This is a genomic window from Defluviimonas sp. SAOS-178_SWC (assembly GCF_039830135.1).
Classification (GTDB): Bacteria; Pseudomonadota; Alphaproteobacteria; order Rhodobacterales; family Rhodobacteraceae; genus Albidovulum.
This window is the reverse complement of record NZ_CP156081.1, coordinates 808,197-825,668: the sequence shown is the minus strand read 5'-3', so window position 1 is coordinate 825,668 and position 17,472 is coordinate 808,197. Positions and strand designations below refer to the sequence as shown.

Annotated in this window: 18 protein-coding genes; 8 read left to right on the top strand and 10 right to left on the bottom strand. The window is 67.5% G+C overall.

All coding sequences use genetic code 11. From position 1 onward, the window contains the following. Nucleotides 1-22 precede the first annotated feature (22 nt). Entirely contained in the window at nt 23-505 is a 483-nt protein-coding gene (gene rnhA / locus V5734_RS04965; protein WP_347312404.1) for a ribonuclease HI, read from the top strand. After that, entirely contained in the window at nt 492-1,112 is a 621-nt protein-coding gene (locus V5734_RS04960) for a trimeric intracellular cation channel family protein (RefSeq protein WP_347312403.1), read from the top strand. Before rnhA ends, V5734_RS04960 begins: the two co-directional genes overlap by 14 nt. On the opposite strand, the gene V5734_RS04955 is transcribed toward V5734_RS04960, so the two are convergent. The 4 genes from V5734_RS04955 to def (V5734_RS04940) all read right to left on the bottom strand — a co-directional run bounded on the left by V5734_RS04955 (nt 1,109) and on the right by def (V5734_RS04940) (nt 3,394). After that, on the bottom strand, nt 1,109-1,351 hold the full coding sequence (locus V5734_RS04955) for a GlsB/YeaQ/YmgE family stress response membrane protein (protein ID WP_347312402.1): 243 nt from the start codon (nt 1,349-1,351) through the stop codon (nt 1,109-1,111). The genes V5734_RS04960 and V5734_RS04955 overlap by 4 nt on opposite strands. A gap of 58 nt (nt 1,352-1,409) precedes the next feature. Then, nucleotides 1,410-2,306 (bottom strand): methionyl-tRNA formyltransferase, encoded by an 897-nt coding sequence (fmt, locus tag V5734_RS04950; protein WP_347312401.1) that lies wholly within the window; start codon nt 2,304-2,306, stop codon nt 1,410-1,412. Nucleotides 2,307-2,372: 66 nt separating this feature from the next. Continuing rightward, nucleotides 2,373-2,876: a peptide deformylase gene (gene def, locus V5734_RS04945; protein WP_347312400.1), complete on the bottom strand. Its 504-nt coding sequence runs from the start codon at nt 2,874-2,876 to the stop codon at nt 2,373-2,375. Further along, nucleotides 2,873-3,394, bottom strand: coding sequence for a peptide deformylase (gene def, locus V5734_RS04940; protein ID WP_347312399.1), 522 nt, complete (start codon nt 3,392-3,394; stop codon nt 2,873-2,875). The genes def (V5734_RS04945) and def (V5734_RS04940) overlap by 4 nt, the downstream gene beginning before the upstream one ends. A gap of 102 nt (nt 3,395-3,496) precedes the next feature. Here def (V5734_RS04940) and V5734_RS04935 point away from each other — a divergent pair, with 102 nt between their 5' ends. Continuing rightward, the gene (locus V5734_RS04935; protein WP_347312398.1) at nt 3,497-4,669 is read left to right on the top strand and encodes a MalY/PatB family protein; all 1,173 of its coding nucleotides are present in this window, start codon (nt 3,497-3,499) and stop codon (nt 4,667-4,669) included. Between the two features lie 116 nt (nt 4,670-4,785). Here the strand turns inward: V5734_RS04935 and V5734_RS04930 are convergent, their stop codons facing one another. Then, nucleotides 4,786-5,136 carry a hypothetical protein gene (locus V5734_RS04930; RefSeq protein WP_347312397.1) on the bottom strand — a complete coding sequence of 117 codons (351 nt, stop codon included), beginning with the start codon at nt 5,134-5,136 and terminating at the stop codon, nt 4,786-4,788. Between the two features lie 140 nt (nt 5,137-5,276). Next, complete coding sequence (locus V5734_RS04925; RefSeq protein WP_347312396.1) at nt 5,277-5,639, bottom strand: response regulator transcription factor; 363 nt, start codon at nt 5,637-5,639, stop codon at nt 5,277-5,279. A gap of 172 nt (nt 5,640-5,811) precedes the next feature. On the opposite strand from V5734_RS04925, the gene V5734_RS04920 reads away from it, so the two are divergent. Next, nucleotides 5,812-6,978: a lytic murein transglycosylase gene (locus V5734_RS04920; RefSeq protein ID WP_347312395.1), complete on the top strand. Its 1,167-nt coding sequence runs from the start codon at nt 5,812-5,814 to the stop codon at nt 6,976-6,978. Between the two features lie 12 nt (nt 6,979-6,990). On the opposite strand, the gene V5734_RS04915 is transcribed toward V5734_RS04920, so the two are convergent. Together V5734_RS04915 and smc are read right to left on the bottom strand one after the other, a co-directional pair. Then, nucleotides 6,991-7,119 carry a hypothetical protein gene (locus V5734_RS04915; protein ID WP_347312394.1) on the bottom strand — a complete coding sequence of 43 codons (129 nt, stop codon included), beginning with the start codon at nt 7,117-7,119 and terminating at the stop codon, nt 6,991-6,993. Between the two features lie 117 nt (nt 7,120-7,236). Continuing rightward, nucleotides 7,237-10,692, bottom strand: a complete 3,456-nt coding sequence (gene smc / locus V5734_RS04910) for a chromosome segregation protein SMC (RefSeq protein ID WP_347313575.1) — start codon at nt 10,690-10,692, stop codon at nt 7,237-7,239. Between the two features lie 334 nt (nt 10,693-11,026). Between smc and V5734_RS21575 the strand changes: the two genes are divergently transcribed. Together V5734_RS21575 and V5734_RS04895 are read left to right on the top strand one after the other, a co-directional pair. Next, nucleotides 11,027-11,887, top strand: a complete 861-nt coding sequence (locus V5734_RS21575; protein ID WP_432759665.1) for a GNAT family N-acetyltransferase — start codon at nt 11,027-11,029, stop codon at nt 11,885-11,887. Continuing rightward, nucleotides 11,884-12,669: an acyl dehydratase gene (locus V5734_RS04895; RefSeq protein WP_347312393.1), complete on the top strand. Its 786-nt coding sequence runs from the start codon at nt 11,884-11,886 to the stop codon at nt 12,667-12,669. Before V5734_RS21575 ends, V5734_RS04895 begins: the two co-directional genes overlap by 4 nt. Before the next feature lie 15 nt (nt 12,670-12,684). Here the strand turns inward: V5734_RS04895 and V5734_RS04890 are convergent, their stop codons facing one another. Continuing rightward, nucleotides 12,685-13,752, bottom strand: coding sequence for an NAD(P)/FAD-dependent oxidoreductase (locus V5734_RS04890; RefSeq protein WP_347312392.1), 1,068 nt, complete (start codon nt 13,750-13,752; stop codon nt 12,685-12,687). Nucleotides 13,753-13,795: 43 nt separating this feature from the next. Between V5734_RS04890 and mnmD the strand changes: the two genes are divergently transcribed. Together mnmD and V5734_RS04880 are read left to right on the top strand one after the other, a co-directional pair. Next, entirely contained in the window at nt 13,796-14,479 is a 684-nt protein-coding gene (gene mnmD / locus V5734_RS04885) for a tRNA (5-methylaminomethyl-2-thiouridine)(34)-methyltransferase MnmD (protein ID WP_347312391.1), read from the top strand. Continuing rightward, nucleotides 14,476-15,348, top strand: a complete 873-nt coding sequence (locus V5734_RS04880) for a DMT family transporter (protein WP_347312390.1) — start codon at nt 14,476-14,478, stop codon at nt 15,346-15,348. The genes mnmD and V5734_RS04880 overlap by 4 nt, the downstream gene beginning before the upstream one ends. A 65-nt stretch (nt 15,349-15,413) precedes the next feature. On the opposite strand, the gene V5734_RS04875 is transcribed toward V5734_RS04880, so the two are convergent. Then, the gene (locus V5734_RS04875) at nt 15,414-17,360 is read right to left on the bottom strand and encodes a transglycosylase SLT domain-containing protein (protein ID WP_347312389.1); all 1,947 of its coding nucleotides are present in this window, start codon (nt 17,358-17,360) and stop codon (nt 15,414-15,416) included. Nucleotides 17,361-17,472: the final 112 nt, after the last annotated feature.

The following is a 17,472-nucleotide window of genomic DNA, read 5'->3' as shown; positions in this document are numbered from 1 at the left end:
GACGCCCGCCTGCGGAGACCAGATGCCCGAGCTATTCGCCTATACCGACGGAGCCTGCTCCGGCAATCCCGGCCCGGGCGGCTGGGGCGTCCTGATGATCGCCCGCAATGGCGACGAGGTCGTCAAGACCCGCGAGATGAACGGGGGTGAGGTCGAGACGACGAACAACCGGATGGAGCTTCTGGCGGCAATCTCGGCGCTGGAAGCGTTGAAGCGCGACAGCGCGATCACCGTCGTCACCGACAGCGCCTATGTGAAGAACGGCGTCTCCACATGGATTCACGGCTGGAAGCGCAATGGCTGGAGGACGGCGGACAGGAAGCCGGTCAAGAACGTCGATCTCTGGCAGCGCCTCGAGGCCGCGCAGTCGGGCCACAAGGTGCGGTGGGAATGGATCAAGGGCCATGCCGGCCACCCCGAGAACGAACGCGCGGACGAACTGGCCCGGGCGGGCATGGCGCCCTTCAAGCCGAAGAAGAAGCCCCGCGCCGATGACGCTGCTTGAGCTTCTCGACTACGCCTCGGTCTTCGTCTTCGCGCTGACCGGCGCGCTGATGGCGAGCCGTGCGCAGCTCGACATCGTCGGTTTTGCCTTCGTGGCAAGCCTGACGGCCGTTGGGGGCGGCACGCTTCGCGACGTGCTTCTGGACCGCAACCCGGTTTTCTGGGTGGCCGAACCCGCCTTCATCGCGGTGGCGGTCGCGGCGGCGGTGCTGGTCTTCTTCACCGCGCATCTTTTCGAAAGCCGGCTCCGCGTTCTCACCTGGCTCGACGCTCTGGCGCTTGCGGTCGCGGTGCCCGCCGGAGTGGGCGTCGCGCTCGCGTCCGGCCAGCACTGGGCGGTCACGCTCATCATGGGGATCGCCACGGGCTGCTTCGGCGGGCTGATGCGCGACGTTGTCTGCAACGAGGTGCCGCTGGTCCTGAAACAGGGGGAGCTTTACGTCACCGCTGCCTTCGCAGGCGCCGGCGCGGCACTCGTCGCGTCCGCCGTCCTGCCGACCGGCGCGGCCCTCACGCTCTGCGCTTTCGCAACCTTCGTCCTCAGGGCCGGAAGCCTGATCTTCGGCTGGCGCCTGCCGGTCTACCGGTCTCGCCCGCCGCGCCCCTAACGGCGTTTCGGCCCGTACCTCTCCCAGAGCCAGATTAGCGCCATCGCTCCAAGGACCGCTCCAACGAAGCCCGCCGCGAAGCCGGTGATCGCGAGAAGGAGGCGCAGGACCAGCCCGCCCACCAGCGCGCCAAGTATCCCGATCGCGATCGTGGTAATCAGATCGGTTTCGAGCTTCATCAACCGCGTGGCAATGAACCCCGCCGCCGCGCCGATGATGATGAGGGCGAGAACCGCCATGGCCGCCTCCTGATGCCTACACCCTCAATATGGGGGAGCGGGCCCGGTTTGGAAACGCTCAGCCGAGTCGGCCCGGCAATTCGAGCCCGCGCAGAACCTCGGAGGCCGGCATCGGTCGCTTGCCCTCGCGCTGCGCCTCGGTGATCTCGACCGCGCCGGCGCCGCAAGCGACGGTGAAGCCGGTCAGAACCTTTCCCGGCATTCCCGCGCCCGATGCGACGCGCGAGCGGAGGAGCTTCACCCGCTCGCCCGCGACCTCCGCCCATGCCCCCGGAAACGGTGAAAGCCCCCGGATCTGCCGGTCGACCTCTGCCGCCGGGCGCGTCCAGTCGATCCGCGCCTCGGCCTTGTCGATCTTCGCGGCATAGGTCACGCCCTCTGCCGGCTGCGGCACCGGGATGAGACCGTCGAGTCGCGCCAGCGCATCGACAATCGCACGCGCGCCCATCGCCGCCAGCCGGTCATGGAGGTCGGCCATCGTCTCCTCCGGCCCGATCGCGGTCCGCGCGCAAAGCAGCACCGGCCCGGTATCGAGCCCCGCCTCCATCCGCATGATGCAGATGCCGGTCTCGGCATCGCCGGCCATGATCGCCCGATGGATCGGCGCCGCCCCCCGCCAGCGCGGCAAAAGGGAGGCATGGATGTTAAGACACCCTTTCGCCGGCGCATCGAGGACGGCTTGCGGCAGGATCAGCCCGTAGGCCACCACGACCGCCACGTCTGCCTTGAGCGCGGCGAATTCCGCCTGCGCCTCGGGCGTCCTGAGACTGACCGGATGGCGAACGGGCAGGCCCAGCGCCTCCGCCCTCGCCTGAACCGGGCTCGGCCGGTCCTTCTTGCCGCGCCCCGCCGGGCGCGGCGGCTGGGTGTAGACGCAGACCACATTATATTCCGCCGCCACCGCGTCCAGCGCCGGTACCGAGAACTCGGGCGTCCCCATGAAGATCACGCGCATCCCTTGTCCTTCTTCTTGGCGCAAATACTCCGCGGGGGGTCCGGGGGGCGCGCAGCCCCCCGGTCGCTATCCGCGCTTGCGCAGCTTCTCCGCCCGTGCCACCAGCATCTTCCTGCGCACCGGCGAGAGGTGATCGACATACATCTTTCCGTTCAGATGGTCGATCTGATGCTGGACGCTCGTCGCCCAGAGCCCGACGAAATCCCGGTCTTCCACCACGCCCGCCTCGTTCAGAAACCGCACCGTCACCGCGCGGGGCCGTTCGATCGTGGCCGAGACGCCGGGCAGGTTGGGGCTCGCTTCCTCATGCCGGCGCATCTGGATCGAGGCGTGCAGAACCTCCGGGTTCGCCATCTTCACCGCTTGCCCGCGCTTGTCGGAGCAGTCGACGACGGCAAGGCGCAAGCCGATCCCGATCTGCGGCGCGGCGAGCCCATAGCCCGGCATCGCGTCCATCGTCTCCACCATGTCGTCCCAGACCATGCGCACCGTCTCGGTGACCGCGGCCACCGGCTCGGCCGGGGTTCTCAGGCGCTTGTCGGGATAGGGAACGAAGGGGCGGACCGTCACAGACGCGCCCGTTCGCGCTTCAGCTTGGTCATCCTGCGGGTGATGAGCTGACGTTTGAGCGGTGTCAGATAGTCGATGAAGAGCTTGCCGTTCAGGTGGTCGATCTCGTGCTGCACGCAAGTCGCCCAGAGACCGGCGAAATGCTCCTCCTGCGTGACCCCGTCGAGGTCGATCCAGCGTACCTTCACCTCCGCAGGCCGCGTCACATCGGCATATTGCTCCGGGATCGAGAGGCAGCCTTCCTCGTAGACATTGGTCGCCTCCGAGGCCCAGGTCACCTCGGGGTTCAGAAGCACCATCGGCCGGGGGGCGGCCTCGGGATCCTTCACGCAATCCATCACCAGAATGCGGCTCATCAACCCGACCTGCGGTCCGGCGAGGCCGACGCCGGGTGCGTCGTACATGGTTTCGAGCATGTCCCCGGCGGCCACGCGCAGTTCCTTCGTGATCTCGGTCACGGGATCGCAGCGCTTCTTCAGGCGCGGGTCGGGATGGATCAGGATCTGGCGGAGCGTCATGCGGGTGATTTAGGCGATGGGCCGACGCGACGCAATGCCCCGCCGACCGGACTTGCGCCTGCCGTAAAGCTATATACGTTCGCGGTGAATTCGGGAGGCACCATGAGCTTTGACGACCTTATCGACCGCCGCGGCACCCACTCGTCGAAGTGGGACTTGATGGAAAAGCTCTTCGGGGTCTCGCCGAAAGATGGCCTCGCCATGTGGACGGCGGACTCCGACTACGCCACCGCGCCTTGCGTCAGGGACGTGGTGCGCGAGGCTGCCGAGCAGGGGGTCTTCGGCTATTTCGCCGATTACGGTCCCTATCATGAGTCAATCTGCTGGTGGATGAAGTCCCGGCACGATTGGCAGATCGACCCTGAATGGATTCTGACCACGCAGGGCCTGGGAAATGCCATTGCCCTATGCATCGACGTCTGGAGCGATCCCGGCGACGCCGTCGTGGTCTTTTCGCCGGTCTATCACGAATTCGCGCGCAAGATCACGGCGGCCGGCCGCGTCGTGACGGAATGCCCCCTCGCAAGGGTGGGCGACCGCTATGAGCTTGACCTCGACGATGCCCAGAGCCGCCTGACCGGGGCGGAGAAGATCCTGATCTGGTGCTCTCCGCAGAACCCGTCCGGTCGTATCTGGTCGGTCGAGGAACTGCGCGCCGTCGCGGAGTTCGCCGCGCGCAACGGGCTGATTCTGGTCTCCGACGAGGTGCATCACGACCTGATCTTTCCCGGCCACCGTTTCGTGCCGATGGCCGTCGCCGCCCCCGAGGCGCGCGACCGTCTGGTGAACGCCACGGCCGCGTCGAAGACCTTCAACATCGCGGGGCAGAGAACCGGCAACTTGATCATCGCCGATCCCGCATTGCGCCGAGACATGGCGACACGCCTCCGGTCGCTCGACTTTGGGGCGAACGGTCTGGGGCTGAAGATGGTGACCGCCGCCTATTCCCCGGAAGGTGCGGCCTGGGTCGATGCGCAGATCGCGCATCTCGACGCCGTCCGGCAGATTTTCGACTCAGGCGTCAATGCCATACCCGGCGTAAGATCGCTTCCGCTGGACTCCACCTATCTGGCTTGGGTGGATTTCTCGGGCACCGGCATGGATGCCGCTGAAATCAACGCCCGGACACGCGATATCGCGCGGATTGCTGCAGCCCCCGGTCCGCAATTCGGCACGGGCGGCGAAACCTTCCTGCGCTTCACGCTCGCGACGTCGCGGGCGCGCGTGACCGAGGCGGTCGAGCGTCTGCAAAAGGCTTTCGCGGATCTGCAATAGGGTCGTCGACACTCTGTTTAGGGTGTTCTATCCGGCCGATCACCGGCGACCGGGGTGGTCAGCATCGCGCCCGGAAGGCAACGATTCTCAACCTGGCGCGGCAACCGCCCGGCCGGTCAATCGCGCGGCAGATAGCCCACCGGCGCGTTGTCGTCGCGCACGTAGTCGAGCGGAACCTTGTCATGCGCCATGGTCGACCGCTTCATCGTGCAGATCAGTTCGCCCTCTTCGATGCCGGACGCGACGATTAGCGACTGATAGAGATGCCGCGTTCCGTCGTAGATATCGACGAGCCCGCGCAAATGCTGAACCTGATCGGCATCGAGCGCGAAACCCGTCTCCCAGAAGCGCAGGATCGGATAAACCTCATCCCCCGCGATCACCCGAAGCCGCGAGCGGCGTTTCAGATCGCGTTTGCGCGCCTCTTCCAGCCCCGCGCGCACTTCCTTCGGCAAATACTCAGACATCGCACCACTTCCCCCCGATCAAAGCATGAGCCGATCATGGCGAAAATCAAGTTAACCTTTTGGATTGAAATGCATCCATGCCCAATCCGTTCCCGGAATGTCACTCTATGCGCCGATCTGCAACAATGCCGGCCGCCGGCTCAAGTCGCCGTACCGTAATGTTCCACCACGGCCGCCAGGTCCTCCGGGGGCATCCGAGAGGGCAGGAACGCGCAGGCATTGGGGATGTGCTGAAAGATCGAACCATCCGAAAAGAAGGTCGTGTTGGTGACGAAGATGACCTTCGCCTGCGGATGCCGGTAACTCGCGTAGTCGGCCACCGCGATCGCGCTGCCTTCGCCGAGGATCAGGTCGAGCACGATGACCTCGACCGCCTCACGTTCGAGAAACGCGACCGCGTCCTCCTGTCCCGAGACAAGATGCACGCTGGCCGAGAACCTCTCGAGGTGACGTTTCCACAGCCAACCGAGGTTCGCGTCACTCTCAACGATCAGAACACGCATGTTAACTCCCGGAAGCGGCGTGAAACCTACGGTTCTACACTTCTTGTTGTTTTGTTAGAGAATCGTCAACAATGCTTAAGCAATTGTTAATACCCGCCAAGACCCGCGGGAAAATGCCCGCTGCGCCGGCCCGCGATCGATCCGGCCCGGGCCCGAATGACCGGAGACCGACATGCGGCACCTGACCGCCATCCTCGCCCTCAGCCTCGCCCCTCATGCGGCTTTCGCGTCTTGCGGCGGCAATTTCGCCGATTTCGTCGCCGGCCTGAAGGCCGAGGCCCGGGCCGGGGGCCATCCTGCGGACCGGGTCGAGCGCTTCTTCGCAGATGCGCGACAGGATCCGAAGGTGCTCAAGGCCGACCGGGCGCAGGGTGTTTTCCGCAAGAGTTTCATCGAGTTTTCCCGCGCCGTGATCAGTGCCAACCGGATGCAGAACGGTCAGCGCAAGGCAAAGGAATACGCAAGCACCTTCCAGAAGATCGCGCGCGATTATGGCGTCTCGCCCGGCGTGCTGCTGGCATTCTGGGCGCTGGAGACCGATTACGGCGCGGTGCAAGGCGATTTCAACACGCTGAACGCGCTTGTCACGCTCGCCCACGACTGCCGCCGGCCGGACCTCTTCCGTCCGCAGATCTTCGCGGCGCTGGAGCTTTACGCGCGTGGCGATTTCGACCCGGCACGGACAAAGGGTGCATGGGCGGGCGAGATCGGCATGGTCCAGATGCTGCCTGACGACATCCTGAGGAACGGCGTCGACGGGGACGGCGACGGGCATGTCTCGCTCAAGACCTCCGCACCCGACGCGCTCATGTCAGGGGCGAAAATGCTGAAGGGGCTCGGCTGGCAGGCAGGAGAACCGTGGTTGCAGGAAGTCGTGGTGCCGGAGGGACTCGACTGGTCGAAGACCGGGCTCAACCACGAATTGCCGGTGTCCGATTGGGCACGGATGGGTGTCAAGGGACGGTCGGCGCCTCTGGCGGCCGGGCTCAGGGGGGCGATCCTCCTGCCGATGGGGCGAAAGGGTCCGGCCTTCATCGCCTACCCGAATTTCCGCGTCTATTTCGAATGGAACAAGAGTTTCGTCTACGTCACGACCGCCGCCTATTTCGCGACGCGGCTCGAAGGCACGCCGGTCTACGATCCGGGCAATCCCGAGCCTGGCCTCACCGATGGCGAAATGAAGAGCCTGCAGAAGGCGCTCGCGGCGCGCGGGCATGACGTTGGGGCGATCGACGGCATCCTCGGCGAAAAGACGCGGGAAGCGGTGCAGAAGGAACAAGCGCGTCTCGGCCTTCCGGCCGATGCCTGGCCGACGCGGGCGCTTTTGGGCAGGCTCTGAGCCCGCGAGCCCTCAGCAAGTTTCCAGCGACACGGCGACAAGCCCGGACTTACACATCTTCGTCACCTGCGCATGGCTCGGCTCGATACCCGCGACGGCGAGAAGGAGGAACATGGTGGCGATGGAAAGGAGTTCACGCATGACGGATACCTGGACGTTCTGTTCACCTCCCGTTCTATCTGTTAACCATTAATGCGCGGTTAGCGCAGCGCGCGGAATATCCGGGGCCAATCGGGCGAATACCGGCCCGACGAGGCGTCAGGCGACCAATGCCTCGGCCTTCTTGAGGTCGACGCTGACCAGCTGGCTCACGCCCTGTTCCTGCATCGTGACGCCAAAAAGGCGGTCCATCCGCGCCATCGTCACCGCATGGTGGGTGATGATCAGGAAGCGCGTATCGGTGCGGCGGGTCATCTCGTCGAGGAGGTCGCAGAACCGCGTCACGTTGGCGTCGTCAAGAGGCGCATCGACCTCGTCGAGGACGCAGATCGGCGCGGGATTCGCGAGGAAGACCGCGAAGATCAGCGCGAGCGCGGTTAGCGTCTGCTCGCCCCCCGACAGAAGCGAGAGCGTCGCGAGCTTCTTGCCCGGCGGCTGGCACATGATCTCGAGCCCCGCCTCAAGCGGGTCGTCGCTTTCGACCAGAACCAGGTTGGCCTCGCCGCCGCCGAAGAGATGGGTGAACAGGAGGCGGAAGTTGGCGTTGACCTGTTCAAAGGCGGTCAGAAGTCGCTCGCGCCCCTCGCGGTTCAGCCCCGCGATGCCGGCACGAAGCTTCTTGATCGCTTCTTCGAGGTCGGCCTTCTCCATGACCAGGGTGTCATGCTCGGTCTGGACTTCCTTCGCGTCCTCCTCGGCCCGGAGGTTGACCGCCCCAAGCGCGTCGCGCTGGCGGCGCAGGCGGTGGACGTCGGTGTCGAGCGCTTCCGCCGAAGGCATCCGGTCGGGATCGGCGTCAAGGCTCTGCAAGAGCCCGGCAGGATCGGTCTCCGTCTCCTCATGGATACGGGCGACGGCATGGGCCACAGTTTCACGCGCGGCCTCGGCGCGCGCCTCGGCGCGGGCACGGGCCTCGCGCGCCTCGGACGCCGCGCGTTCGGCCTCGCGCTCCGCATCGGTCGCCTGCCGCAATGCCGTCTCGGCCTCGGCAAGCCTGTCGGCGCTGGCCCGGCGACGCGCTTCCGCCGTGTCAATGGCATCGGTCAGTTCCGCGCGCTTGGCGGCGATCTCGGCGGGCGCCGCGGAGGCCCCCTTCAGGTCCGCTTCGCTTTCGATCTTGCGTTCGGCAAGCTCGGCCATGCGCTTCTCTGCCGTCTCCAAGCGATGTTTCCAGCCGGAGATCTCCTTGGTGATCTCCTGCCGGCGCTTGGTCCGCGCCTCGCCCTCGCGGCGGATCTCGTCATGGGCGGAGCGTTTGGCAAGCATGGTCATCCGCGCTGCCTCGACGGTGAGCTTGACGTCCTCCACCTCGGCCCGGGCGGCGTCGAGATCGGGGAGCGCCTTCACAGCCGCCTCGGCGTCGCGCAACCGTGTCCGGGCGGCAAGCGCCTCCTCCTCATAGCGGGCGACCGCCAGCCGCGCGCTTTCAAGCTTGCCGCCAGCGATGGAACGATCCGCCTCGGCCCTCGACAGGGCGCGCGAAGCCTCTGCCATGCGGCGGTCCGCCTCGCGCCGCGCATCGCGGGCGGCTCGGTCGGCCTCCGTCGTCTCGGCCAGCCGCCGCGTCAGAAGCTCGTGTGCCTGCCGCGCGCCGGTCGCACGGGCATTGACCTCTTCGAGGTCGCGCTTGAGGTCGGTGAGGCGGTTCAACTGCTGAAGCCGGAGCGCGGCCGCGGACGGCGCGTCCTCGGCCGCGGCCCGAAAACCGTCCCAGCGCCAGAGATCGCCTTCGACCGAGACAAGACGCTGGCCGGGCTTGAGAAGCGGCTGCAACCGCGCGCCATCGGCCTTGGCGACAAGTCCGATCTGACCGATGCGGCGGGCGAGGACGGCAGGCACCGCGACGTGGTTCGAAAGCGCCGCAACCCCGTCCGGCAGGGTCTGGGCCTGACCGTATCCCGGCAGCGCCGCCCAGCCTGACCCGGCATCCGCAGCCACTTCGGGGGCGCGAAGGTCGTCGGCGAGCGCAGCGCCCAGCGCCTTTTCGAAGCCCTTCTTCACCTCGACCCGGTCGAGGAGCTGCTTGCCGGTGGCGGCTTCGCGTTCGACCAGTTTCAGGAGCGCCGCCGCCTCGGCCTTCAGCGCGCCCGCCTCGCCCTCGGCCGCGGACCGCGCCGCGCGGGCCTCCGCCTCCTTCGCCTGGGCTTCGGTCCGGGCGTCATCGGCGGCGACGAGCGCGGCCTCGGCCGCTTCGGCTGCCCGGCTCGCCTCCGCCTGCGCGGCCTCTGCGCCCGCAAGATCCGTGCTGGCTTTCCTGAGCGCGACCTCGGCCTCTCCGGCGGCGGATTTCGCGCGGGCGGCCTCGGCTTCGGACTTGTCCAGCGTCGCGCGGTTGTCAGCCAAAAGCCGGTGCGCCGACTGGTGGCGGGCCGACAGGCGGGCCACGTCCTCGGCCAGTTCGGATTGCGCCGCCTCCCGGCCCGACAGCACCCTTGCGGCATCCTGCGCGGCCTCGAGCGCTTCGGCCAGCCGCGCCTCGTGGCCTTCGGCGGCCTTCAGAATCTGCGCCTGCTCCCAGTCGAGCCGCTGGATCGTCTCGCCCGCATCGCGGTTGAGGCCGGCCTCACGCTCCATGTCGCGCGCAAGCTGATCGATCCGGCCCTTCAGCGTCTCGATGGTCTGGAGCGCACGTTCCTCCTGATCCTTCAGCGTGTCGCGCTGAACCTGAAGACGCTGCAAGACGGCCGCCGCGATCGCTTCCTCCTCGCGAAGGCGCGGCAAGGCCGCCTCACGCTCGCCCCGGGCCCTCGACGCCGCACGGGCGGCCGCCTCCCCTTGGGCCGCGAGCTTCGTCCGTTCGGTCAGATCGCCCTCCGCCACGATCCGCGCCTGATCGGCCTCACGCCAGCGACGATAGAGCAGCATGCCCTCTGCGCGGCGCAGTTCCTCGCCGATCTCGCGGTACCGGGCGGCCTGGCGCGCCTGCCGGGCCAAAGTCGCCAGCTGCTGGGCGAGTTGTTCCACCACATCCTCGACCCGGGCGAGGTTCTGTTCGGTGCCGTTCAGCTTCAGTTCGGCCTCGTGCCGCCGCTGATAGAGGCCGGAAATCCCCGCCGCCTCTTCGAGGATGCGGCGGCGGTTCTTCGGCTTGGCATTGATCAACTCGGAAATCTGACCCTGCCGCACGAGCGCGGGCGAATGCGACCCGGTCGAGGCATCCGCGAACAGCATCTGAACATCGCGGGCCCGCACGTCCTTGGTGTTGGCCTTGTAGGCGGAGCCGGCGTCGCGGGTGATGCGCCGGACGATCTCCAGACTGTCCTGATCGTTGAAGCCCGAAGGGGCGAGCCGTTCGGAGTTGTCGATGTGGAGCGCCACTTCGGCGAAGTTCCGCGCCGGTCTGGAGGCGGCGCCGGCGAAGATCACATCCTCCATCCCGTCGCCGCGCATCGCGGTGGGGCGGTTCTCGCCCATCACCCAGCGCAAGGCTTCCAGAAGGTTCGATTTGCCGCACCCGTTCGGACCGACGACTCCCGTCAGCCCCTCGTGAATCATCAGATCCGTGGGGTCCACGAAGCTCTTGAAGCCGTTCAGTCTGAGCCGCGTGAAGCGCAAATGCGGGGCCTTTCCCGTGATTCCCAAGGGTCTGCAATCCTTGGGCCGGCAAGGCCGCGAGTCAATGGCGATGCCCTGCATATGGGCGGTGAGCGGCGGTTTTCCACAAGATATCGGGTCATTCGCCCGCATCGAACGGATGATGCAGGGGACGACGTTGTTCTCCTTTCGCGGAAATCGGGCGCGCTTGGCCGGGTTTTTCCCGGTCGTGCCGATCGTGCGCGACTCACCGAGCAACCCGCGACGAGCACGTCGCCGCCGCCCGTACAAGTGCCGGGTTGACGCTGTACGGCTGACGGGGCCAAATCGGGAGGCTCGGAAAGCGGAGACGGAGATGAACGGCGGATCGGGACGGTGCCTCTGCGGCGAGATTCGATATGCGTTCGATGGCGCGCCGAACTGGCAGGTCCATTGCCACTGCGAAAGCTGCCGCCGCGCCACCGCGTCGCCCTTCACCAGCTTCCTCGGCGTGAGCAGGGACAAGGTCAGATGGTCCGGCAAGGCGCGCGCCAGCTACGCCTCCTCTCCCGGCGTTACCCGGTCCTTCTGCCCGACCTGCGGCACGCCGCTTGCCTATGAAAGCGCTGCCCGCGCGCATGAGATCGACCTTTATGCCGCCACGCTCGACCAACCGTCCTCGTTCCGTCCTGAACGCCATGTCCACTGGAACGAGCACCTGCCCTGGATCAGTCTCGCCGACCGGCTGCCCGTGCACTACACCCCGCGCCGCCTGACCGGAGAGGAGGCGATGGAACCGATCCTGAACCTCGTCCGCGCCGCGTTTGCCTATATGGATGGCGTGGTCGATCCGCCCTCGTCCGTCCACCGGCTGACCGAGACCGGGATCGCCGGCGCGGCGCGCGAAGGCGAGGTCTGGGTGCTGGAGGAACTGGGTCGCCCGCTCGCCTGCCTGTTCCTCACGCCGAAGCCGGGCCGACTTTACATCGGCAAGCTCGCGGTGGCCGAGAGCCATCGGCGCAAGGGGCTCGCCCGGCAGTTGCTCGCCCATGCCGAGAGCCGCGCGCGGGACCTCGGCCTGCCCGCGCTGGAGATGCAGAGCCGGGTGGAACTGACCGGCAATCACGCTGCGTTCGAGGCGATGGGGTTCGTGCGAGCGGGCGAGACCGCGCATGAGGGTTACACCCGGCCGACCTCCTTCACCTTCCGCAAGGCCGTGAGTGACCGCGCGCCATGACCGGCGCGGAAGAATATCGGAAAGAGCGCCTCGACCCCGAACGGGCCGAAGCCCTTGCGGCCACGCTCGGGCGCGACTTCGATCCGGCGGCACCGCTGATCCCCTTCGGGCACCAGATCTATTTCTGGACCATCGCGCCCTCCGGCGCGCTTGGCCGCGATGGTCATCCCGCGACCGGCGGCTTCATCCCCGATCTCGGCCTGAAGCGGCGCATGTGGGCCGGCGGGCGCCTCGCGTTCGCCGCTCCGATCGAGATCGGCCGGGAGGCTGAAAAGCGCTCGGTGATCGAGCGTACGGAGCGCAAGGAGGGAAGGTCAGGCCCCCTCGCCCTCGTGACAATCCGGCATGAGATCCATCAGGAGCGGCGGCTTTGCGTGACCGAATGGCAGGATCTGGTCTACCGCGCGGATCCTGAACCGGGCGCACCCGCTCCGGTGCCGCCGGTCGCCCCGGATAACGCGGAGGACGAGACGTCCCGCGCCTTCTCTTCCACGGATCTCTTCCGTTATTCGGCGCTGACCTTCAACGGGCACCGCATCCACTACGACCCCGACTATGCACGGCAGGTCGAGGGTTACGCGGGCCTCGTCGTCCACGGCCCGCTTCTGGCCCAGCATCTGATGCTGATGGCCGACGATGCGCTCGGCCCGCTCCGCCACTTCCGCTTTCGCGCGACCTCCCCGCTGATCGCGGGAGAACAGGCGCGGTTTTGCCGGGCCGGATCGCGGTTCTGGGTGGCCGGGCCGGACGGAAGGATGTGCATGGAGGCTGACGCCGCGTGACCTGACGGTCGGTCGTCAGAGGCTGTCTTCGACCCGAAAGCCCGGCGGGATCGCATCGCGCCCGTCCAGAACCAGATCCGCGATGACCTCGGCCACTTTCGGCGCCATGCCGAAGCCGATCTTGAACCCGCCATTGGCGATGAAATGCCCCGCGCGACCCGGCCAGCGCCCGAGCATCGGCGCGCGCGTCCGCGCCCGTGGCCGCACCCCCGCCCATCGCTCGATCACCGGCGCGCCGCGCAGGGCCGGGCAAACCGCCCGCGCCGTATCGATCAACGTGTCCAGCTGCGCGTCGGTCGTCTCCGGGGCGTCGAACGTCCGCTCCGAGGTCGAGCCGACCGCGACCGTCCCGTCGTGATGCGGCACGATGTGCAGCCCGCCCGCGAAAAGCTGCGGCCTGTCGCGCGCCTCGCAGGCAAAGAGCGCCGCCTGTCCCTTGATGCCCGTGCCGACCGGCCGCCCCAGATCCTCCGACAGGGCCGAAAGGCCCGCCGCACCGGTGGCCCAGATCACCGCCCCCGCGCGTCCTTGCCCCGATACCTCCGGCGGAGGCTCCGAGGCCCCTACCTCCACCACGCCGCCCCGCGCGCGGATCGCCGCGACCAGCGCCTTCGCCGCGTCTCTCGGATGAAGCCGCGCGGTCAGGGTATCCTCGATCACAAATCCCGTCGGGCTCGCCGGCGCCCAGTCCCCTGCCGGGGCCGGCACCACCCGCCAGGCGGCCTGCCCCCGCCACAGCTCCGCCGCGCCTGCCTCCCGCTCCCGCGCGAGCGCGACGGCGGCCGCGTCGGCAAGGGGCTGCCACCGGCCCGTCCGCGCATAGCCCGGCGCGATCCCCGACGCCTCCTCGACCTCGGCCCAGAACGCCGACGCCATGAGGAGACTTTCCAGCTGAAACGCCTTCTTCGGATTCCAGTTTTCGGGCACATGCGGCGCCAGCGCGCCGACGAGGCCGCCGGACGATCCCGCGCCGATCCGGTCGCGTTCAAGCAGCCGGACCCGCGCACCGCGGCGCAGACAGGTCCAGGCGACGGCCAGACCGAAGATCCCGCCCCCCATCACCGTCACGTCCGCCGTTGCCATTGCCCCTGCCCTTCGCCTATCTGCCGCCAAAGGGGTAGACGAGATGGCAGCCGAGAACCAGACCGACCCGGTGGCATGGAAGGATGGCACGCCCGTCTCCTCGCGCTTCGACGATCCCTATTTCTCCCTCGCCGGCGGGCTGGCCGAAACGCGCCACGTCTTTCATGCCGGCAATGATCTGCCTGCGCGATTCCGCGACGGCTTCCGTATCGCGGAACTCGGCTTCGGCACCGGGCTCAACCTTGTCGCGACGGTGCTTGCCTGGCAGCGCGCCGGCGCCACAGGCCGCTTTTCCTACACGAGCTTTGAGGCCTTCCCCATGCCGCCCGACGACATGGAAGCGGCCCTTGCGGCCTTCCCCGAGGCGCGGGAGGCGGCCAGTCCGCTCCTGGATGCCTGGCGCGCGGGACGCCGCGCCTTCGCCTTCGGCCCCGCCGAGGTGACCGTCGTCGTGGGCGACGCGCGCGAAACGCTTCCGCGCTGGTCCGGCCTTGCCGATGCCTGGTTCCTCGACGGTTTCTCGCCCGCCAAGAACCCCGAGCTGTGGGATGAGGGCCTGATGGCCGAGGTCGCCCGCCACACCGCCCCCGGCGGCAGTTTCGCGACCTACACGGCGGCGGGATTCGTCCGCAGGGGCTTGGCTTCGGCGGGATTTCGGGTAGAGCGGGTCAAGGGCTACGGCTCCAAGCGGCATATGAGCCGCGGCATCCTTGGCGAGGCGCAATGACCGACGACAACTTCCGCCTTGGCGCGATGCTGATGATCGCGACGAGCTTCGTCTTCGCGATGCAGGACGGCATCTCGCGCCATCTTGCCGGGGAATACAACGTCTACATGGTGGTGATGATCCGCTACTGGTTCTTCGCCGCCTTCGTGATGGCGGTAGCCGCGCGGAAGGGCGGCGGCCTTCGCGCGGCGGTAAAGACGCGCTATCCGGCGATCCAGATATTCCGGGGCATTCTCCTTGCGGCCGAGATCTGCGTGATGGTCACGGCCTTCACCATCCTCGGCCTTGTGGAAAGTCACGCCGTCTTCACCTGCTATCCGCTCCTCGTGGCCGCGCTTTCCGGCCCGGTCCTCGGCGAGAAGGTCGGCTGGCGGCGCTGGACGGCGATCGGTGTCGGGTTCCTTGGCGTCCTCGTCATTCTCGAACCGGGTTTCCGTGTCTTTTCGCCCGCCGCGCTCATCCCGCTGATTGCGGCACTGATGTTCGCGCTTTACGGGCTTCTGACCCGCTATGTCGCGCGGGGCGACCGCTCGGCGGTCAGCTTCTTCTGGACGGGGATCAGCGGGGCGGTGGTGATGACCGCCGTCGGGCTTTTCCATTGGGAGCCGATGACCGGGGGCGATTGGGTCTGGATGGCGGTCCTATGCTGCACGGCCGCCACCGGGCACTGGCTGATGATCCGGGCGCTCGAAGTGGCCGAGGCGAGCGCGATCCAGCCCTTCGCCTATCTCCAGCTCGTCTTCGCCTCGGCGCTCGGCATGGTCGTCTTTGGCGAGGTGCTGGAGCCGAACGTGGCCGTTGGCGCGGGCATCGTCGTGGCGGCGGGCCTCTTCACGCTGTGGCGGGCCCGGAAAGCGGAAGCCGCGTAGGCCGCGGGCTGATGGCGTCCGGCTGGACCAGTCCCGACCGGCGCCACATCCCGCCGCGCAGCGTCCTACCGCCCCTTCAGTTCTGCCGTGAAGTTCAGTGGGCCGGCACTGCCCGACAACCGCGCGCGGTAGATCGGCAGGCTCTCGGCCACCCGCATCACATAGGTCTGGGTCTCTCGGAACGGGATCGCCTCGATCCAGTCGATCGGATCGACGCCGTCCGCTCTGGGATCGCCAAGCTGCGCGATCCACTGCCGCGACCGTCCCGGCCCCGCATTGTAGCCGGCGGCGACGAGAAGCGGTGAATTGCCGAACTCGCGCACCAACTCGTCGAGATAGGCCGCGCCGAGACGGGCGTTGTACTGCCAGTCGGTCGTGAGCTTGCCGGGTTCGTAGCTAACCCCGATCTTCTTCGCCATCATCTTCGCGGTGCCCGGCATCACCTGCATCAGCCCCTGCGCGCCGGCATGCGAGACGACGGCCGCGTTAAACTCGCTTTCCCGCCGCGCGATGGACAGCGCAAGCTCGGGCCGAACGGGCAGGTCGAGGCCCGAGAGCGCGGGCACCGGGAAATAGGCCGAGGGCCAGATCACCCCCTTGTCCGCCGCCGCCTTGGCGAGCGAGAGCGCCACGTAAGACTCCTTCTCCTCCATCGCCATACCGGCGAGCGCACCGATTTCGTAGCCGGATAGCCCTTCGCCGAGATGCAGAAGGAACCGCGCCGCGAGCGTCTCGTCCCCGGCGGCCATCAGTTCGCGCGCGGCGAGGAAGACGGTGGATTTCGCCACCGGCAACGTGCGCCAGTCCGGATAGGCCTCGCCCCCAGCCATCGCCGGCGACAGCGGCAGGCCGACCTTTTCGGCCGAAAGAAGGCCGTAGAACGAGGTCGGATAACGCGCGCCTTCGGCATAGGCGGCGCGGGCATTCGCGACATCACCCAGCGCCTCATAGGCGCGGCCGCGCCAGTAACCCGCACGGGCGAGGCTGATCGGCCCGTTCACCGCCTTGGCGAAGCGGTCGAAATGCGTCAACGCGGTCTTCGCCTCGCCGAGCTTGCGGAGCGCGATATATCCCGCGAGCCATTCGAGATCGGCAAAATCGTCGCCACGCGTAAGGTGGTGGTTCGCCGCCATCTTGTAGGCCAGGCGCGCGTCGCCCTCGCGCATTTCCTTCCGCGCCAGCCGCCGGCGCCAGTCGGCCCATTGTGCGGGATCGCCCAGCGCTTCCGCGCTCGTCGAACGCTCGAGCAGAAGCTCATCGGCGCTGTCGTAAAGATCCTTGCGGATGCGCCAGCGGAAGCGGTCATAGGCAAGGCCACCCGAATTCACCGCCTTTTCCGGCAGTGCCGCGATGAGCGCGTCGATGCCCTTGTCGTCGGCCTGAAGCGCCACACGCGCCTCGGCGACACTGCGGGTGTAGGACCCGTTGAGGGGCAGCATCCGGCGCACGTCCGCAATGTTACCCGCCCTGAGCATCGCCGCCGTGCGCCCGTCGTGATGATCAGCGAGAAGCGCACCGTGGCGGGCGACGAACAATGCATGCTCGCCCTCGTTCATCGCAAGGTTACGCCAGGCGCGCGCGGCTTCCTCGGCCGCAGCCTGGTTCTGCCCTTTCGCCTGCAAGGCGGCGATGAGCGCGAGGCTGCCGGTGCCCGTCTGCGGTTTAGTGCTGGAAAAATAGCCGATGACGGCGTCTGGCGGTGTTCCCTCGGCGATCACCGACTCGCCTCTTTGGCGCAGATAGGGCAATCCGGGCCAGTCCGGATAGCGCGACAGGAAGGTGACGTATTCGTCGAACACCCCCTTGCCGTCACGCAACCGTTCCCAGTCGATCACGGCTGCGGCGAGCGGCCCCGAAGCGCGCGCCTTCGCCACCGCCGTGGACCAGTCGCGTCCGTCGGCGGCCGCAAGCGCGGCCCGGAAAGCGCCGGGATCATCGGCACGGGCGGCCGGGCTGAAACTGAAGGAAAGGACCAGCACCAAAGGCGCCGACCTGACTAGGAGTCCGAACATGGTTTTGCACTGCCTCGACGTGTTTTTTCCAAGGATAGCGGTCTTGGCCGCGCCCGCAACACACAAACTTGGCAAGACCGCCCGATCCCTATAGGTTCCGCGCGATTTCAAC